We start from the raw sequence: 17,641 nt of genomic DNA, 5'->3' as shown, positions 1-17,641 counted from the left end.
TCGTAAAAGCCCCGGATCGGATCGTGCTTTCATCCGGAAGTGTTGAGGATTCTTGGTCTTACCGGAGAACCAGCCTTGATCGTCCGCCAGTCTTTCATGCCGCTCGCCATTGCCGCCCTGGTGCTCTCCACAGGGCAGCTCTTCGCGCAGAGCTCGTTTCCCGCGCCGATGCCTGGTCAGGCCCAGACCAGCAACTCGCCGTTTCCGCCCATCAACGGCGCGGCGCCGACCCGGGCCGCAGCCCCGGCAAGTCCGTTCCCCAGTCCAGGCGCCTCGGCGTTCGGCGGCGGTGGTGGCTTCCAGCCGGCCCCGATGGGAGCCGCGCCGCAGGGGGGCCCGCCGGAGAGCTGCATGAAGGAGTTCATTCCGCTGCGCGAGGAAGCCGAGCGTCGCGGCAAGCTGATCAAGGCCGCGAGCGACCGCAAGGCCTCGCCTGACGAGGCCTGCAAGCTGATCGCAAATTTCGGCAAGGCCGAAGTGAAGATGATCAAATATGTCGAGGCGCATTCGGCGAGCTGCGGCATTCCTCAGCAGATCGCCGATCAGCTGAAGGCCGGTCACAAGAACACCGACGCGCTGGAAAAGAAGGTCTGTGCCGTGGCGGCGCAGATGCAGTCGGGGGCCGGAAGGCCCTCCGCTCCGAGCCTGAGCGACGTCCTGGGCTCGTCGGCCGCGTTGCCTGAGGCCAACACGACCAAGAAGGGCGGATCCGCCTTCGACACCATGACCGGCAACGTTCTCACCCGATGAGCGACACGGCCGTCCGCGTTGCTGACGCGACCGGCAATTGGGTCGATACGCTGGCGCCGGTCTGGAGCCGGCCCTACCTGCGTCTCGCCCGCTTCGATCGCCCGATCGGATCGTGGCTGCTGCTGATGCCGTGCTGGTGGTCGGCCGCTCTGGCTGCTGGGATCGCCGGGAATCTATCCATGTTGCCGGCATGGATCGGGCTCTATTTCGTCGGCGCGTTCGTCATGCGTGGCGCCGGCTGCACCTGGAACGACATCACCGACCGCGATCTCGACGCCAAGGTGGAGCGCACACGTTCGCGACCGATTCCCGCCGGTCAGGTCGGCGTGAAGCAGGCGCTCGCCTTCCTGGTGGCGCAGGCCCTGATCGGCCTGGTGGTGCTGCTGCAGTTCAACCGGTTCGCGATCGCCACCGGCATCGCCTCGCTGCTGATCGTCGCGATCTATCCGTTCATGAAGCGCATCACCTGGTGGCCGCAGGTCGTGCTGGGTCTCGCCTTCTCGTGGGGCGCGCTGATGGGATTTGCGGTCGCGTTCGGCCGCATCGATGCCACCGCGCTGCTGCTCTACGCCGGGTCGATCTCGTGGGTGATCGCCTACGACACGATCTACGCGCATCAGGACGCCGAGGATGACGCGCTGATCGGCATCAAGTCGACCGCGCGCCTGTTTGCCGACCGCACGCATCTGGCGCTGGTCATCTTCTACGGTCTGGCCGTCATCCTGATTGGGGCCGCGTTCGCGACGGCCCACGTGCATGTCGCGGCGTGGCTCGGGCTGGCGTGTTTCGCCGCCCATCTCGGCTGGCAGATCCGGCGTCTGGATATCGCCGATCCGGCGCTGTGCCTGCGGGTGTTCAAGTCGAACCGCGATGCCGGACTGCTGCTGTTCGCAGGGCTGTTGGTCGATGCCGTGCTGCGCGCAACCTGATCAGTTGCGCGCGATGATCTCGCGCTCGCCGCGATGGATCGAGGTTGGATTGAGCTGGTAGCCGACACGGCGTCGCATCAGGAAGCGCGGGCGGCGCGAACGGATCGCGTTGCGGCGGCGGCGGCGCGGCGTGGCCTCCCGGCGCGTGTCCTGCAACTGGGGCAGCGCGAAGGTCTCGCTCCACATCGCCCACGCAGCAACGATCTCGTTCTGGTCGTCGCTGACGCAGAGCGGGATGGTCAGGGAAGGGTCGCGGTGGACGAGCACCAGCATCACCTGTGTGTCGTCGATCTCGCGCACGCCGATGCCGAGGAAATCGCTGACGCGGAGGTTCAGGGCCATGCGCATGCCGCTGACGGCACGACGCAGGACCACGCGCTCCCGGTGCAATTCGATCTGCCGGATTCCGCCATCGGCACGGGTATCGTGCGCGCTGTACGAGACGGGCAGGGAAAGAGGGTCGAGCCGCAGGGCGCGGCCCGACCCAGCGGAATGGCTTCCGCCTGTTGCTGTTTGACGCCTCACGGCTTGGTCTCCCCGCCGGGATTATGCTCCCGGTCGATGCGTGTGACCTTGCCACGCGGATCGCCCGTATCGGCTTAACAAGCCTGGTTAATCAGATCTCACGCGTGATCCTCCTACCGTCATGATTGACAAGCGCTTGCCCCGCATGATTGACGAGACCTTGCCGATTTGCCGACAATCCGATGTGCCGTCTGCCGTCCTGCTTGAAGTCGGCGTGAACAGGCCACATTTCCTTTGGATTGAGCCGTCTTCGCCGCCCACCTGACATCGATCGGATCGTGTTCGTGACCTCTTCCCCAGCCTCATCGTCGACCTCAGCCCAATCAGATCTGCTCGACCAGTCCGCCCTGCGAGCGCTCGCCGAGCGGCTGGTTGAAGCCGCGAGGAAGGCCGGCGCCGATGCCGCCGACGCCATCGCGGTGCGCGGCATCTCGCAAGGCGTCGAGGTCCGTGACGGGCGGGTCGAGGAATCCGAGCGCTCGGAAGGCGACGATGTCGGCCTGCGCGTTCTCGTCGGCAAGCGCCAGGCCGTGGTGTCGACCAACGACGTCAGCGGGGACGGCGTGGCGCGGCTGGCCGAGCGGGCCGTGGCGATGGCGCGGGTGGCGCCTGACGACCAATATGTCGGCCTCGCCGATCCGGCGCTGCTGGCGCGCGACATTCCCGAACTCGACCTGCTCGATCCGCAGATTCCCTCGACCGCAGAGCTGGAGCGCCGTGCCCAGGAGGCGGAGGCTGCCGCGCTCGGCGTGAAGGGCGTGACGAAGTCCGGTGGTGCGTCGGCCTCGACCGGCATCGGCGGCATGGTGCTGGTGACGAGCGACGGTTTTCACGGCGCCTATCTGCGCTCGAGCCAAAGCATCTCGACGACCGCCATTTCCGGCGAAGGCACCGGGATGGAGCGCGACTACGACTACACGGCGGCTCCGCACGGCGCCGACCTGCTGGCGCCCGCGGCCGTCGGGCGCAGCGCTGGCGAACGCGCGGTGGCGCGCGCCAATCCGCGCAAGGTTGCCACGTGCCAGGTGCCGGTCGTGTTCGATCCCCGCGTGTCCGGCTCGCTGGTCGGACATCTGGTCGGCGCCATCAATGGCGCCTCGATCGCGCGCAAGACCAGCTTCCTCAAGGACAAGCTCGGCGCGCAACTGTTCGCCAAGGGTATCCGCATCATCGATGATCCGCTGCGCAAGCGTGGGCTGCGGTCGCAGCCGTTCGACGCCGAGGGCGTGAAGGTGAAGCAGACCGCGCTGGTCGACGATGGCGTGCTGACGACGTGGCTGCTGGATTCGGGCACCGCGCGCGAGCTCGGCATGGTGACGACCGGCCACGCCCATCGCGGCGTGTCGTCGTCGCCTTCGCCCGGTCCGTTCAATCTGCATCTCGAAGCCGGCGTCGTGACAGCTAAGGAGCTGATCTCGGACATCAAGCAGGGCTTCTACGTCACCGACCTGATCGGCTCGGGCGTCAACGGCGTCACCGGGGACTACAGCCGTGGCGCGTCCGGCTTCTGGATCGAGAATGGCGAGATCGGCTATGCCGTGAGCGAGGTGACGATCGCCGGGCATCTGTTCGAGATCTTCAAGTCGATGACGCCTGCCAGCGATCTGGAATTCCGCTATGGCGTCAATGCGCCGACGGTGCGCATCGAAGGATTGACGCTTGGCGGACGGTGAGATCGAGAAACCGGACGAGACCAGCCTCGCGGCAGACGCCAGGCTCCTGAAGGAGGCGGTGCGCGAAGCCGGCGAGCTCGCACGTTCGATGTTCGGAACGGAGTTGCGCAAATGGACCAAGGGTGCGTCGTCGCCCGTCTCCGAAGCCGACATGGCGGTCAATGCGCTGCTTGAGCTCAGGCTGCGATCGGCAACGCCGGATTACGGCTGGCTGTCCGAAGAGAGCGCGGATGATCGGGCGAGACTCGGTCGGTCGCGGGTCTGGATCGTCGATCCGATCGATGGCACGCGGTCCTATCTCGGCGGCCGCAACGACTGGTGCGTGAGCGTCGCGCTGGTCGAGCACGGCGCGCCGATACTCGCCGCGGTGCATGTCCCGGTCAGCGAGGAGTTCTTCTTTGCCGCCCGCGGCAGCGGCACCACGTTGAACGACGAGCCGGTTCAGGCCTCGACCGGACGCGTGCTCGACTTCGCGCGGGTGGCCGGTCCAAAACCGTTGGTTGAGCGGTTGGCTCCGAGTTCTGCGCGGATTGAACTCCATCCGCGAATCGGATCATTGGCGCTGCGCCTGTGCCGTGTCGCGCATGGCGGGCTCGATGCCGCTTTTGCAGGCGGGCAAAGCCGCGATTGGGATCTTGCGGCGGCTCATTTGATCGTGCAGGAAGCGGGGGGTAAAATGACCGCGTTGTCCGGCGAGGCGATCCTCTATAATCGTCCGGAAGTGGTGCACGGGATGCTGGTGGCAGCGGGCCGCGACCGACATGCCGACATCGTCGCGCAGTATCGCAGGTTACCGCCGGACTGAACGCCCCTGGATCGCACCCTCCACGTCGCCTGCAAGGCGTTGACTAGGAAACAATACCGATGACAGATAGCGCCTCGCAGCAGCTCCTTCACCTCGTGATCGGCGGCGAGCTCATCAATCTCGACAAGAACGAATTCAAGGATCTCGACAAGGTCGATATCGTTGGCGTCTATCCGAACTACGCGGCGGCCCACGCCGCCTGGCGCGCCAAGGCGCAGATGACGGTCGACAACGCCCACATGCGCTATTTCATCGTCCACCTGCACCGGCTGCTCGATCCCGGTCAGGATGCGAAGTAAGACGCAAAGCTCGCGACTTGAAACACCTGATCCGCAATACGCTGCGTAGCGGCTGGTTCCAGCGCGCCGTCGGGTTCCTCGCGGCCGAGTACCTGCGCCTTGTGTGGCTGACCAATCGCTTCACCTATGAGCCGCCCGAGGTCTACGACATCGTCGAGCCGCAGATGCCGGCGATCTTCGCGTTCTGGCACGGCCAGCATCTGCTGACACCCTTCATCAAGAACAAGCCGAGCTATCGCGCCAAGGTGCTGATCTCCCGCCATCGCGACGGCGAGTTCAACGCGATCGCCGCCGAGCGGCTCGGCATCGGAACCATCCGCGGCTCCGGCGATCATGGCTCCTCCTTCCACCGGAAAGGCGGGGTGGGGGCGTTCAAGGAGATGGTGCGGGCGCTCGAAGACAACTATAATGTTGCATCGACCGCCGATGTGCCGAAGCGGGCGCGGATTGCGGGTCTCGGCATCATCATGCTCGCGCGCGAATCAGGACGTCCGATCATGCCGTTCGCAATGGTCACGAGCCGCTTCATCCGCCTGAAGAACTGGGACAGCACCACCATCAATTTGCCATTCGGCCGCGGCGCATTGGTGGGAATCAAGGAAATCAACGTGCCGCGCGATGCCGACGCCGCGATGATGGAAGAGGCGCGTCTCGACCTCGAGGCGACGCTGAACGAGTGCATGCGCCGCGCCTATGAGATCGTCGGCCGTCCCGAGGCCTGTCCTCCGCCGGTCGCGTCGGGAGCATCAAGTGCCTAGGCCGCTGCCGATGGCCCTGCGTGTCTACCGCGGGTTGTCCTCGGCGGCGGTGCCGCTTGCGCCGGCACTGATCAGACAGCGGCTCAAGCATGGCAAGGAGGATCCCGAGCGGACCGACGAGCGGCGCGGCCTGAGCCACGACACGCGCCCGCTGGGTCCGCTGGTTTGGATTCACGGTGCCAGCGTCGGCGAGGTGCTGGCGGCGGCGGCGCTGATCGAGCGGCTGCGTGAGCTCAACATCCGCATCCTCATCACGTCCGGCACCGTGACGTCGGCCGCCATCGTGGCCAAGCGCTTCCCGCCCGACGTGATCCACCAATACGTGCCCTATGACACGCCGCGCTTCGTCGAGCGCTTTCTCGATCATTGGCGTCCCTCGCTCGGGCTGTTCATCGAGTCGGACCTCTGGCCGAATCTCATCCTCGCCGGCGCCTCGCGGCGGGTGCCGATGGTGGTGATCAACGGCCGCATGTCGCCGCGCTCGTTCCCGCGCTGGCGCCGCATGTCCGGCACCATCTCCGCTTTGCTGGGACGCTTTGATCTCTTCCTGACGCAGTCGCAGGCGGACGCCGACCGGTTCTCCGCGCTCGGCGCGCGCACCGTCATCACCACCGGCAATCTCAAGCTCGACGTGCCGGCGCCGCCCGCCGATCCGGCGAAGCTCGATCGGCTCACGGCGATGACGCGCGGCCGTCCGGTCGTCGTCGCCGCCTCCACGCATCCCGGCGAGGACGAGATCCTGATCGCGGCCCACAAGGCCTTGTCGGCTACCTATCCGTCGCTGCTCACCGTGATCGTGCCGCGCCATCCGCATCGTGGCCCGGCCGTCGCCGAACTCGTCGCAAGCGCCGGCCTGCAGGGCGCCTTGCGTTCGCGCGAGGAACAGCCGCTCGCCGGCACCGACATCTACGTCGCTGACACGATGGGTGAGCTCGGCCTGTTCTACCGGCTGGCGCCGGTCGTGTTCATGGGGGGGTCGCTGGTCGAGCATGGCGGTCAGAATCCGATCGAGGCCGTCAAGCTCGGCGCGGCCATCGTGCACGGACCCCACGTGTTCAACTTCACCGACGTCTATGAGTCGCTGGACAAAGCCGGGGGAGCCAGGCTCGCCCACGATCAGGAGGCGCTGATCCGCCAACTCCGGCAGCTGCTCGCTGATCCCGCAGCCGGCAACAGCCTGGTTGCGGCAGGAACGCGCGTGGTCGATCAGCTCGGTGGCGCGCTGGAGCGGACGCTGTCGGCGCTGGAGCCGTATCTATTGCAGGTCAGGCTCGAAATGGGGGCAGCCGGCGATGCGTGAGCCGGCCTTCTGGCATCGGCCGCCGTCCTGGCAATCGCGTCTGCTGTTCCCGCTCTCGAAACTCTACGGCGCCGTTGCCGCACGCCGCATGGCGCAAGCCGGCGTCGATGCCGGCTTGCCGGTGATCTGCGTCGGCAATTTCCATGTCGGCGGAGCCGGCAAGACGCCGACCGTGCTGGCGCTGACCGATATGCTGCGTGACCTCGGCGAGCAGCCGGTGGTGCTGAGCCGTGGCTATGGTGGCCGGCTGCACGGGCCCGTTGTCGTCGATCCAGCTGTCCATGAGGCTGCCGATGTCGGCGACGAGCCGCTGATGATGGCGGCGCGGGTGCCGGTCGTCGTGGCGCGCAGCCGCGCCGACGGCATCGGTCTCGTCAAGGCGCAGGGCGCCTCCGTCATTCTGATGGACGATGGCTTCCAGAACCCGTCGATCACCAAGGATCTCGCGTTGATCGTGATCGACGGCGCGCGCGGTCTCGGCAATTCCGAGGTGTTTCCCGCGGGCCCGTTGCGCGCGCCGCTGCCACCGCAGCTGGCGCGCACCGACGCGTTGGTCGTGATCGGTAGCGGCCGAGCCAGCGAGGCGGTCGCCTCACATGTGTTGGCGGCCGGCAAGCCGGTGTTTTCAGCCGCGTTGCAGCCCGATGCGCAGATCGTCGCGGCGCTGCAGGGCAGGCCGCTGCTGGCGTTTGCCGGGATTGGCGATCCCGCCCGCTTCTTCCGCACCCTTCGCGGCGCCGGTCTCGACGTCAGGCGCGAGCGTGCCTTTCCGGATCACCACCCATTCACGACGGCCGACGTCGTAGCCCTTGCCAACGAAGCCAGGCGTGATGGATTTGCCCTGGTGACCACGGAAAAAGATCTCGTGCGGTTCCGCAGCCACGAGGCCGCGCCCGATGTCATGGCATTCCCGGTGACACTGCAGTTCGGCGATCTCGCCGCGTTGCGCGCGTTGGTTGTGCAGCGGCTGTCAGCGAAGCGGAACGGTCAGCCGCTGGCTTTCAATGCGCCCGGATAATGCCGCTGCAGCACGGCGCTCGGCAGGGCGTAGGCTTCCTGCAGATCCACGCTCCAATATTTCAGCTCGTCCAGCGGAATCCGCACATCGGTGACCGCGCAGCGCACATAGCTTCCCGGTGAGATCACGCGGAAATCGCCGTCCAGATACTGCACCTGCGCCTCGCCCTGGCCCGAGGGACCAAACTTGTTGAGCACGTCCGCGATCTCCAATTCCTTGACGTGAAGTCCCCCTACGCAGGCGCAGCGCGCACACGACAGGCCGAATTTCGATGATTTCCTAGCATAGATGGGGGGCCCTGTCCCCCCGCGCAAACCCACTGATTTGTGATGCTTCTGCTCGAAACTCCGTGCTAGCTAGGTTTCAATATCCGCCGCTTGTCCCGCCCGGCTGGTTTGATGCGCTCCCTCGTCGCCATCGTCGTCTCAATGCTCTGCGCCACGGCGTTTTCAGCCTTGGCTGAGCCATTGCCGGCGCCCGTCGCGGTCGAGATCCCCTCGGGAAGCTATGTGCTGCGCGCCCAGCTCTACCGGCCGAAGGGGGCCGGCCCATTTCCGGTCGTCGTCGCGCTGCACGGCTGCGGCGGGCTTTCCGGCCGCTCCGAGCCGGTGCTGCCGCGCTATCGCGACTGGGCCGAGGAACTGGTCAAGGACGGCAAGGCCGTCCTGCTGCCGGACAGCTACGGCTCGCGCGGACTGGGCCCGCAATGCCGCGTCAAGGAGCGTCGTATCAGCGGCCGGCGCGAGCGTGTCGCTGACATCGTGATCGCGCAGAAATGGCTGGCGGAGCAAGCCTGGGCGATGCCCGACCGGGTCAGTCTCGTTGGCTGGGCCAGCGGCGCGAGCGCGCTGTTGTGGGCGGTGCGCCCGCAATTGCCCGAGCATGTCTCGCCGGATTTCCGCTCCGCGGTGGCGTTCTATCCGGATTGCCGAGCCTCGTCCGGCCTCGGCTGGAGCACGCGCGTCCCGACATTGGTGCTGATCGGCGGCCTGGACGACGTCTATTCGCCGCCGGCGTGCCGACAGATGATCGATGGCGCGCGCGGCCGCAGCGCGCTGACCCGCATCGTCATCTATCCCGGCGCCTATCACGATTTCGATCGTGTGAACCTGCCGCTGCATCAAGTCGCAGGGTCGGACGCCGGGGCGCCCGAGCGCGGCCATGTCGGCTCGGATCCCGAGGCGCGTGCCGATGCGCAGAAGCTCGTGGCCGATTGGCTCGCGCGCTGAGGACCACTCAGAACAGGCTGCCCTGATCGGCGGGATCGGGCGTGCGCTTCGGCGCCGAAGGCTTGCCCTCACGCGGGGCTTTTGGCGATGCTGGCGCCGCGGCTGGAAGCGGGCGGTCCGCGCCCGCCGTGGCCGCGACCTTGCCGTCCGCAAATTCGATCGAGAGTGCGGCGCCCGGACCGATGCTCGCGGCATGGTGCAACGGATGGCCGGCCTCGTCGCGCACCAGCGCAAATCCACGCGCCAGCACGCTGCGATAGGACAGCGCGGTGAGGAGCTTTTCGTTCTGTCCCACGCGGGCCGTCAGGCGCTGGAGCTGAGTCTGCAATGCGCGCCGAGCCCGCTCGGCAAGACGTTCGGTTCGGTCGCGCTCGCGACCGATGGCCTGGCGCTTGGCCTGCGCATAGGCCTGGCGCGAGGCCTTGAAGCGGGCGTCGAGCGCCTCGAATCGCTCGCGCCGCCGGTGCAGCTGGCCGCGCGACGACAGCGACAGCCGCTCGGACGAAGCGATGAGGCGATGGCGCGATTGCGCGATCTGCGCGTGCAGCACGCGCAGAGTGAGCTTGGCGCTCGCCGCTGCGAACTGGCGAAAGTGCACATGCGTGTTGGTCTTGAGCGCGCGCGGCAGGCTGGCGGCCGCCGTATCCAGCCGCTGCCTGGGAATGGCGAGCAGATCGCCGGCGCCGGGCAGGGCGCGCGCGGCGGCGCGCAGCTCGTTGCGGCGGCTCTCCTGGCCGCGCTGCCAGCAGACGCTGACACGGCGCGCGAGGCTTGCGACCTCCTGCATCAGCTCGCTGCGCACCGGCACCGCCATTTCCGCGGCTGCTGTCGGCGTCGGCGCACGTTTGTCGGCGGCGAAATCGATCAAGGTCACGTCGGTCTCGTGGCCGACCGCCGAGATCAGCGGGATCATGCTCTCGGCCGCGGCGCGGACCACGATCTCCTCGTTGAACGACCACAGGTCCTCCAGCGAGCCGCCGCCGCGCGCGACGATCAGCACGTCGGGCCGCGGGATCGGGCCATCCTGCGGCAAATCGTTGAAGCCGCGGATCGCGGCGGCAACCTGCTCGGCCGAGCCTTCGCCCTGCACCTTCACGGGCCAGACCAGCACGCGGCGAGGAAAGCGGTCCTCGAGCCGGTGCAGGATGTCGCGGATGACTGCCCCGGTCGGCGAGGTGACGACGCCGATCACCTCGGGCAGCCACGGCAGCAGCTGCTTGCGTGCGGGGTCGAATAGTCCTTCGGCGCCGAGCTTCCGCTTGCGCTCCTCCATCAGCGCCATCAGCGCGCCGATCCCAGCTGGCTCCAGCGCCTCGATGACGATCTGGTACTTCGACGAATTCGGGTAGGTGGTGAGCTTGCCGATGGCGATCACCTCGAGCCCTTCCTGGGGCTTGAAGCGCATGCGGCCATGCACGCCCTTCCAGATCACCGCTTCGATCTTGGCGCTCTCGTCCTTGAGCGCGAAATAGCAATGCCCCGAGGAATGCGGCCCGCGAAAGCCGGTGATCTCGCCGCGCACCCGGACATGGCCGAACTGGTCCTCGACCGTGCGCTTCAGCGCCGAGGACAGCTCGGTGACGGTGAATTCGGGCGCGTTGGGCAAGGCTTCCGCAGGCGGCATCGCTGTCTGATTCGGTTCGGGGAGCAGTTGCCAAGGTAGGGGCTTTCCGCGTCCGCCGCCAATCAAGCCGTTGCCTTTTCGATAGCTCTGTGTTATAGAGTACTCTATAGAAAATGGAGAGGGGTATGCGGGCAAGCATCAAGATCGTGCGTCAGCTCGTCGGTTGGAGCTTCGGCCTCGCCGGGGCCCTTGCCCTTCTTCTGGGCGGGATGATCGCGACGCCGTTGGTGCGCCCGCCCGAGCTGAAATCGATCTCGGAGACCGTCGGGCGTGTCGATCGGAGCACCATGCCGGCCCTACAGCGCTTCAGCGCCCGGGACGGCACGGAGCTCGCCTACCGCCACTATCCGGCGCGGGCGACGCCGACGGGCAAGGTTGCCGTCCTCGTGCACGGCTCCTCCGGCTCGAGCGTCGCTGTGCATGCGCTGGCGGATGGGCTCGCCGCCCGGGGCATCGACACGTTCGCGCCCGACATCCGCGGCCATGGCGGCTCAGGCACCCGCGGCGACATCGGCTATCTCGGCCAGCTCGAGGACGATTTGGCCGATCTCGTCGCAGAGGTCAGGAGGACCGCGCCGTCGCAGCCGATCGTGCTGCTCGGCCATTCGGCCGGCGGCGGCTTCGCGCTGCGCGCGGCCAGCGCGCCGACCCAGGACCTGTTCGCGCGCACCGTGCTGCTGTCGCCCTATCTCGGCTATGACGCGCCCACCAACCAGGAGAACTCGGGCGGTTGGGCCAGTCCCGACATTCCGCGCATCCTCGCGCTCGGCGTGCTCGATCGCGTCGGCCTGAGATGCTGCGAGGCGCTGCCCGCGCTGGCCTTTGCTGTCAGGCCGAACTCGGAGAAGTTCGTGGCCTCGACCTACAGCTACCGGCTGTTCCGCAATTTCGCGACCCGTGGCTACAAGGCCGATCTCGCTGCGGCCAAGCACCCGGTGACCCTCATCGCCGGCGCCGACGACGAGCTGATGCGCGCCGACAAATATGCCGGCGCGGTGCAGGCCGTCGCGCCCGGTATTGACGTGAAGCTGATCGCGGGCGTCAATCACATGGAGATCGTGTCGGCGCCGCAGGCGGTGAGCGCGATCGCCGATGACGTGGCGACGCGCTAGGGGTTCAAGCCGCATGATCGACAGCCTGGAAGCCGCGCGGGCGCTCAGCGACATCGAGGATGTCACGAAGCGCGTGCGGCAGTCGCAGATCTATCGGCTGTCGAGCCTGATGATGATCCTCTGGGGCGTCCTCGTCTTTGCCGGCAATCTCGTGACCTATCTGGCGCCTTACTACGCCGACAAGGCTTGGCTGTCGGTCTATGTCCTCGGTCTGGCCGGATCGGTGGTGTTGGGCGCGACGGAGAAGGCGCGTTCCGGCGTCCGCAGCTTCGATCTCCGGGCCCTGCTCGCCTTCGTCATGTTCTTTGCGTTCGGCTTCTTCGTCGAAGCGATTGGCCATTTCGGACCGCGTGAAATGGGCGCGTTCTGGCCGGTCTATTTCATGCTGTTCTACGGTCTTGCCGGATTGTGGTTCGGCGCGGCCTTTACGGTGTTCGGCCTGTGCGTCACCGCGTTGACCCTGGTGGGCTACCTCTTCATTGGCGCGGCTTTCCCGTTGTGGATGGCGTTCGTCAATGGCGGCGGCCTGGTTCTCGGCGGCTTGTGGATGCGGCGGAGCTGACGGTTTGGCGGAGCTCGACGAGATCATCCACCAGCCGCTGCGGCTGAAGATCATGGCGGCGCTGAATGCCCTGCCTGCCGGGGCCGGGCTGGAATTCGTCCGGCTGAAGAAGCTGACCGGCGCCACCGACGGTAATCTCGGCGCCCATATCGACACGCTGGCGCGCGCCGGCTACGCCGCCGTGGACAAGGCCTTCGTCGGCAAGAAGCCGCAGACCACGGTGACGGCGACCGCGGCCGGCCGGGCGGCGTTCGCCCGCCACGTCGCCAGCCTGCAGGAGATCATCGCCGGCGCCGCCGTCAAGCCGTCCGAGCCATGATTTGACTCTGTAGCGATGGCCGGGCAATTGGGGCGTCCAAATTGGCCCACCCCTGCGACGGCATCGACGATGAACATTCTGCTCCTTGGTTCCGGCGGCCGCGAGCACGCGCTCGCCTGGAAGATTGCCGGCTCGCCGCTGCTCACCAAGCTGTGGTGCGCGCCCGGCAATGCCGGGATCGCCAAGGAGGCGGAATGTGTCGCGCTCGACGTCGCCGATCATGCGGCGGTGATCGCCTTCTGCCGGGCGAACAAGGTGGATCTGGTGGTGGTCGGCCCCGAGACGCCGCTCGCTGCCGGCATCGTCGATGATCTCGAGGCTGCGGGCATCAAGGCGTTCGGCCCATCCAGGCTTGCCGCCAAGCTCGAGGGCTCCAAGGGCTACACCAAGGATCTCTGCGCCGAATACGACATCCCGACCGGCGCCTACTGCCGCTTCGACAATGCCCCCGAGGCGCTCGCTTATGTCCGCGAGCACGGGGCGCCGATCGTCGTCAAGGCAGACGGGCTCGCGGCCGGCAAGGGGGTCGTCGTGGCCAAGACGGTTGCCGAGGCCGAGGACGCCATCAAGATGATGTTCGAGGGCGGCTTCGGCGTCGCTGGCGCCGAGGTCGTCATCGAGGAGTTTCTCGAAGGGCGGGAGGTGTCGTTCTTCGCGCTGTGCGACGGTGAGACCGCGATTCCGCTGGCCTCCGCCCAGGATCACAAGCGGGTGTTCGATCACGACCAGGGACCGAACACCGGCGGCATGGGGGCGTATTCGCCGACGCCGTTCGTCACGCAGGAGATTCATGACAGGATCATGAATCAGATCATTCAGCCGACCATCGCCGGAATGAATGCGCGTGGCACTCCGTTCAAGGGCATTCTCTATGCCGGCCTGATGCTGACCGCCCAGGGGCCGAAGCTGTTCGAATACAACGTGCGCTTCGGCGATCCGGAATGTCAGGTGCTGATGCTGCGGATGATGTCGGATCTCGTGCCCGCCATGCTGGCCGCCTGCGACGGACAGTTGAAGAATTTCGACCTGCGCTGGTTTCCCGACGCCGCCGTCACCGTGGTCATGGCCGCGAGTGGCTATCCCGGCGACTACGCCAAGGGCGGTGTCATCGAGGGGCTCGACGACGCCGCGCGGATCGAGGGCGTGGAGATCTTCCACGCCGGCACGGTGGCGAAGGACGGCGCCATTCTCGCCAATGGCGGGCGCGTCCTCAATGTCTGCGCGTCGGGAAGGAGCGTCACCGAGGCTCAGGCGCGGGCCTATCAGGCCGTCGACCGCATCAAATGGACCGACGGCTTCTGCCGGCGCGACATTGCCTGGCAGGCGGTGGCGCAGGAAAGCGCTCAGGGCTGAGCATCGTGATCGCCGTAGTCGGCCCTGCAAGGCTATTTTTCCCGCGAGAATTGTGGCAGTTCCATAGACTCATGCCGTGATGGGATGAATCAGTTCCGCCGTGGAACGGAGGGGCCATGGAATGCGCGCGGTGCGGCAGGCAGAATCAGCCAGGGAGAGCCTCGTGCGACCGGTGCGGCGAGCCGCTCGGCCTCAGATGTGAGGCTTGCAACCAGACCAACAGCCCGTCGAATCGCTTCTGCGGCCAATGCGGTGCGCCGTTGCCCGGCCGGCCGGCTCCGCCCGACCAGGCGGCGCAGCGCGTCCTGAGGACGCTGAGCAGCAAGGGCGGAGAACGCAAGCGTCTCACCATCCTGTTCGCCGACATCCGCGATTCCACTCAGCTGATCGATAGCCTCGGCGATCCCGAGCTCGCGATGCAGCGGCTCGACCCGGTGCTCAACCTCATGAAGGAGGCGGTTCACCGCTATGATGGCGTCGTCAACAAGACGCAGGGCGACGGCGTCATGGCCCTGTTCGGAGCGCCGGTGCCGCATGAGGATCATGCGGTTCGCGGCTGCCTCGGCGCGCTGGCGATGCAGGACTCCATCGCGCGCCTCGCCGACCCGCATTTGCAGGTCCGGGTCGGACTGCACACCGGCGAGGTGATCGTCCAGGTCGTCGAGAACAGCATGTACCAGACCTACGACGCGGCCGGCGCCAACGTCCATCTGGCCAATCGTCTGGAGCACATGGCCGAGCCCGGGACCATCCTGATCAGCAAGGAGACCTACACCGGCGCCAGGCAGTTCGTCGAAGCCGAGCCCCTCGGCACCCACACGCTGCGCGGCATTGCCTCGCCGGTGTCGATCTACAAGCTGATCGGCCGCCTCAGTGCGCCGGCGAGCGACGTCTTTCGTAGCGGCCAGCGCCTGTTGCCGCTGATCGGGCGCAACGCTCAGCTCGCCGTGCTCGAACGCGAGCTCGACGACGTCCTGGCGGCGCGCGGCGCTGTCGTCGGCATTGTGGGTGAGGCCGGCATCGGCAAGAGCCGGCTGTGCTTCGAGTTCGCCGAGCACTGTCGCCGCCAGGGCATTCGCGTCTACGAGGCGCGCGTGCTGGCACATGGCCGCGCCACCCCGTTCCAGCCGGTGCTCGAATTGCTGCGCGACTTCTTCGGCATCCGGCCGAAGGAGCCGGTGGAGGTGTCGCGCCAGCGCGTGGTCGACCGGCTCGAAGCCATTGCCATGCCCGACACGGCGCTGGTCCTGCTCTTGGACTTCATGAACCTCGCCGATCCGTCACGTCCGGCGCTCCGGCTCGATCCCGGCGTGTTCAAGACCCGTCTCCTGAACGTGTTCAAGACGCTGTTCCGCGCCGCGCCGGCTGATGGCGCCATGGTGATCATGATCGAGGATCTGCATTGGATCGACGAGGCCAGCGAGGAGTTCGTCGAGGCGCTCGCGGAGGCCACGATCGGCACCAAGACGCTGCTGGTCGTGAACTACAGGCCGGGTTTCGCCGCCTCCTTCATGCAGCAGGTCCCATTTCACGAACTGCACATCGTTCCGCTGGCCTCCGAGGAGGCAAGCGAGCTGCTACGCGGGGTGTTTGGTGACGATCCTTCGCTGGAGGTGCTGGCGCGCGACATCGTCGAGCGCGCTCAGGGCAATCCGTTCTTCCTCGAGGAATTGGCGAGCGCGGTCTCCGAGAGCGGCGGGTTCGAGGGTGAGCGCGGCGCCTATCGGCTGAAGGGCGGGATCGGCCCGATTCCGCTGCCGCCGACGGTGCATGCCGTGGTAGCGGCCCGCATCGACCGTCTGAGCGAGACCGCCAAGAGCGTCCTGGAAACAGCGGCTGTGATCGGCCGCTCGGTCGCGCTCGCCGTGCTCAAGCCGGTCGTCGGGCTCAGCGAGGCGGACCTGTTCGACGCGCTCGCACAACTGAGACATGCCGATCTTCTCTATGATCTGCCGCCGTTCGACATGGGCGTGCTCGCCTTCCGCCATCCGCTGATCCAGGAGGTGGCCTATGCCATGCAGCTGCGCTCGCGTCTGAGCGGCGTGCACGTGGCCGTGGCCAAGGCGATCGAGGCGCTGGATTGGGGCACGCAGGACGAGTTCGCCGCCCTGATCGCCTCGCATTACGAATTCGCCGGCCAGACCATGCAGGCCGTCGAGCATCTGCAGCGCGCGGCGCGCTGGATCGGCCGCACCAACACGGCGGAGGCGCTGCGGCTTTGGAAAAAGATCCGCTCCATGCTGCAGACGGTGCCGCCATCCGAGCACGTCGATCGCCTGCGCGCCCTGGCCAGCGGCCAGATCCTCAACTGCGGATGGCGCGAGGGCATCTCGGCCGAGGAGGTGAGGCCTTTCGCTGAGGAGGCGCTGCGCTATGCCCGCTCCTCCGACAAGATGCATGAGCCGATCCTGCTCGGCGCTTACGGCCGCGTCCTCGCATCGACGGGCGCGGCCGACGACTACGTTAACCTCGTGCAGAACGCGGTCAAGCTGACCTCGGAGGAGGGGGATGTCGGCCGCTACGCGACTGTCAACGCCATGCTGGCGCAGGCACTTCTTATGTCAGGCAGGGCACGAGAAGCGCTGGCGGCGGCCGACACGGCCCAAGAGGCGATCGCCAGCCAAGGTGGTTTTGACAGTAATGTGACCCTGGGTCTGACGCCAAATCAGATCCTGGGGTTCGATGTCGAATACTGGATCAAATGCCTCAAGACGCGAATCCTGGTGCAGCTCGGCCGTTTCGCCGAACTTGAAATCCAGCTTTTCGAACTGTTGAACACCCCTCCCGAACAGTTGGCTCCCGTCATACGCTTTATCCCGCACTTCGCTGCAATCGAGTTTGCGCGATGCCAAGATCGTGCTGAGGCCGCAGCCCTGCACTCGGCCGAACTGTTTCAGATCTCTGAAGCGTCGGGGATGCCGTATATTCGTGTGCAGGCGTTGGCGGGGGCTGGTCTTGCCCGGGCGGCCGCAGGCGATTTCACTCACGCTGCGTATGATCTCCGGGAGGCGATCGAGTACTCGAGGCGCGCCAGAGCAGGCCTCGAGTTCGAGGCGCGCATGATGAGTGATCTGGCTGACGTCCTGTATCGCGCAGGAGACCTGCGTGGCGCGTTCGATGTTGCTGAGGAAGCCAGCGTCATCGCCCGGCGCAGGACTGATCGGATCGGCGAACTCCATGCCGTGCTGCTGCAATGTTTGGTCAGCGCGACCGATTCCGACTTGCGCAACGACGCAGCAGCTTTCGTCTCGCTGCTCGACGCCGAGCGCCTGCTGGACGTCTCCGGTGCCGAGATCTACAGACCCATGTTGATAGCGTGCCGATCGTCCCTTGAAGGTACTAGATGACCCGTGCAGTATGCCCGCTTTCCATGAAGCGTTATTAG

Annotated in this window: 17 protein-coding genes; 14 read left to right on the top strand and 3 right to left on the bottom strand. The window is 66.6% G+C overall.

Annotated elements, in window-relative coordinates; all coding sequences use genetic code 11:
* Positions 1–96 precede the first annotated feature (96 nt).
* Entirely contained in the window at positions 97–750 is a 654-nt protein-coding gene (locus tag QX132_RS06945) for a hypothetical protein (protein ID WP_315778006.1), read from the top strand.
* Positions 747–1,679 (top strand): 4-hydroxybenzoate octaprenyltransferase, encoded by a 933-nt coding sequence (gene ubiA, locus QX132_RS06940; RefSeq protein ID WP_316160539.1) that lies wholly within the window; start codon positions 747–749, stop codon positions 1,677–1,679. The genes QX132_RS06945 and ubiA overlap by 4 nt, the downstream gene beginning before the upstream one ends.
* Here ubiA and QX132_RS06935 read toward each other — a convergent pair whose 3' ends face one another.
* The gene (locus tag QX132_RS06935) at positions 1,680–2,204 is read right to left on the bottom strand and encodes a DUF6101 family protein (protein WP_316160537.1); all 525 of its coding nucleotides are present in this window, start codon (positions 2,202–2,204) and stop codon (positions 1,680–1,682) included.
* A gap of 284 nt (positions 2,205–2,488) precedes the next feature.
* Here QX132_RS06935 and QX132_RS06930 point away from each other — a divergent pair, with 284 nt between their 5' ends.
* From QX132_RS06930 to lpxK, 6 genes are read left to right on the top strand one after another with little or no spacing between them, the layout of a single operon-like run.
* Positions 2,489–3,877: a TldD/PmbA family protein gene (locus QX132_RS06930; RefSeq protein WP_410052850.1), complete on the top strand. Its 1,389-nt coding sequence runs from the start codon at positions 2,489–2,491 to the stop codon at positions 3,875–3,877.
* A 58-nt stretch (positions 3,878–3,935) separates the two neighbouring features.
* On the top strand, positions 3,936–4,682 hold the full coding sequence (locus QX132_RS06925) for a 3'(2'),5'-bisphosphate nucleotidase CysQ (RefSeq protein WP_315777962.1): 747 nt from the start codon (positions 3,936–3,938) through the stop codon (positions 4,680–4,682).
* Positions 4,683–4,741: 59 nt separating this feature from the next.
* The gene (locus QX132_RS06920; protein ID WP_009031572.1) at positions 4,742–4,981 is read left to right on the top strand and encodes a DUF4170 domain-containing protein; all 240 of its coding nucleotides are present in this window, start codon (positions 4,742–4,744) and stop codon (positions 4,979–4,981) included.
* Positions 4,982–4,998: 17 nt separating this feature from the next.
* Positions 4,999–5,739 carry a lysophospholipid acyltransferase family protein gene (locus QX132_RS06915; protein WP_315716682.1) on the top strand — a complete coding sequence of 247 codons (741 nt, stop codon included), beginning with the start codon at positions 4,999–5,001 and terminating at the stop codon, positions 5,737–5,739.
* Complete coding sequence (locus QX132_RS06910) at positions 5,732–7,039, top strand: 3-deoxy-D-manno-octulosonic acid transferase (RefSeq protein ID WP_315777963.1); 1,308 nt, start codon at positions 5,732–5,734, stop codon at positions 7,037–7,039. Before QX132_RS06915 ends, QX132_RS06910 begins: the two co-directional genes overlap by 8 nt.
* Positions 7,032–8,057: a tetraacyldisaccharide 4'-kinase gene (lpxK, locus tag QX132_RS06905; RefSeq protein WP_315811154.1), complete on the top strand. Its 1,026-nt coding sequence runs from the start codon at positions 7,032–7,034 to the stop codon at positions 8,055–8,057. Before QX132_RS06910 ends, lpxK begins: the two co-directional genes overlap by 8 nt.
* On the opposite strand, the gene QX132_RS06900 is transcribed toward lpxK, so the two are convergent.
* A complete protein-coding gene (locus QX132_RS06900; protein ID WP_315736570.1) occupies positions 8,027–8,254 on the bottom strand; it encodes a DUF2093 domain-containing protein in 228 nt (75 codons plus the stop codon). The genes lpxK and QX132_RS06900 overlap by 31 nt on opposite strands.
* Before the next feature lie 201 nt (positions 8,255–8,455).
* Here QX132_RS06900 and QX132_RS06895 point away from each other — a divergent pair, with 201 nt between their 5' ends.
* The gene (locus QX132_RS06895; protein WP_315736571.1) at positions 8,456–9,286 is read left to right on the top strand and encodes a dienelactone hydrolase family protein; all 831 of its coding nucleotides are present in this window, start codon (positions 8,456–8,458) and stop codon (positions 9,284–9,286) included.
* A 7-nt stretch (positions 9,287–9,293) separates the two neighbouring features.
* Here QX132_RS06895 and xseA read toward each other — a convergent pair whose 3' ends face one another.
* A complete protein-coding gene (gene xseA, locus QX132_RS06890) occupies positions 9,294–10,910 on the bottom strand; it encodes an exodeoxyribonuclease VII large subunit (protein ID WP_315811155.1) in 1,617 nt (538 codons plus the stop codon).
* A 125-nt stretch (positions 10,911–11,035) separates the two neighbouring features.
* Here xseA and QX132_RS06885 point away from each other — a divergent pair, with 125 nt between their 5' ends.
* The 5 genes from QX132_RS06885 (at position 11,036) to QX132_RS06865 (ending at position 17,603) form a co-directional block, all read left to right on the top strand.
* Entirely contained in the window at positions 11,036–12,022 is a 987-nt protein-coding gene (locus QX132_RS06885) for an alpha/beta hydrolase (protein WP_315811156.1), read from the top strand.
* A gap of 13 nt (positions 12,023–12,035) precedes the next feature.
* Entirely contained in the window at positions 12,036–12,584 is a 549-nt protein-coding gene (locus QX132_RS06880) for a hypothetical protein (protein WP_315736574.1), read from the top strand.
* A 4-nt stretch (positions 12,585–12,588) separates the two neighbouring features.
* Positions 12,589–12,903 (top strand): transcriptional regulator, encoded by a 315-nt coding sequence (locus QX132_RS06875; RefSeq protein WP_315771257.1) that lies wholly within the window; start codon positions 12,589–12,591, stop codon positions 12,901–12,903.
* 69 nt (positions 12,904–12,972) lie between these two features.
* Entirely contained in the window at positions 12,973–14,256 is a 1,284-nt protein-coding gene (purD, locus tag QX132_RS06870) for a phosphoribosylamine--glycine ligase (RefSeq protein ID WP_316160535.1), read from the top strand.
* A 116-nt stretch (positions 14,257–14,372) separates the two neighbouring features.
* Complete coding sequence (locus QX132_RS06865; RefSeq protein WP_316160534.1) at positions 14,373–17,603, top strand: AAA family ATPase; 3,231 nt, start codon at positions 14,373–14,375, stop codon at positions 17,601–17,603.
* Positions 17,604–17,641 lie beyond the last annotated feature (38 nt).

The organism is Bradyrhizobium sp. SZCCHNRI20481 (genome assembly GCF_032485055.1).
Taxonomy (GTDB): Bacteria; Pseudomonadota; Alphaproteobacteria; order Rhizobiales; family Xanthobacteraceae; genus Bradyrhizobium.
Note: the sequence above shows the minus strand (reverse complement) of the source record. Positions and strands in the feature narration are given on the sequence as shown.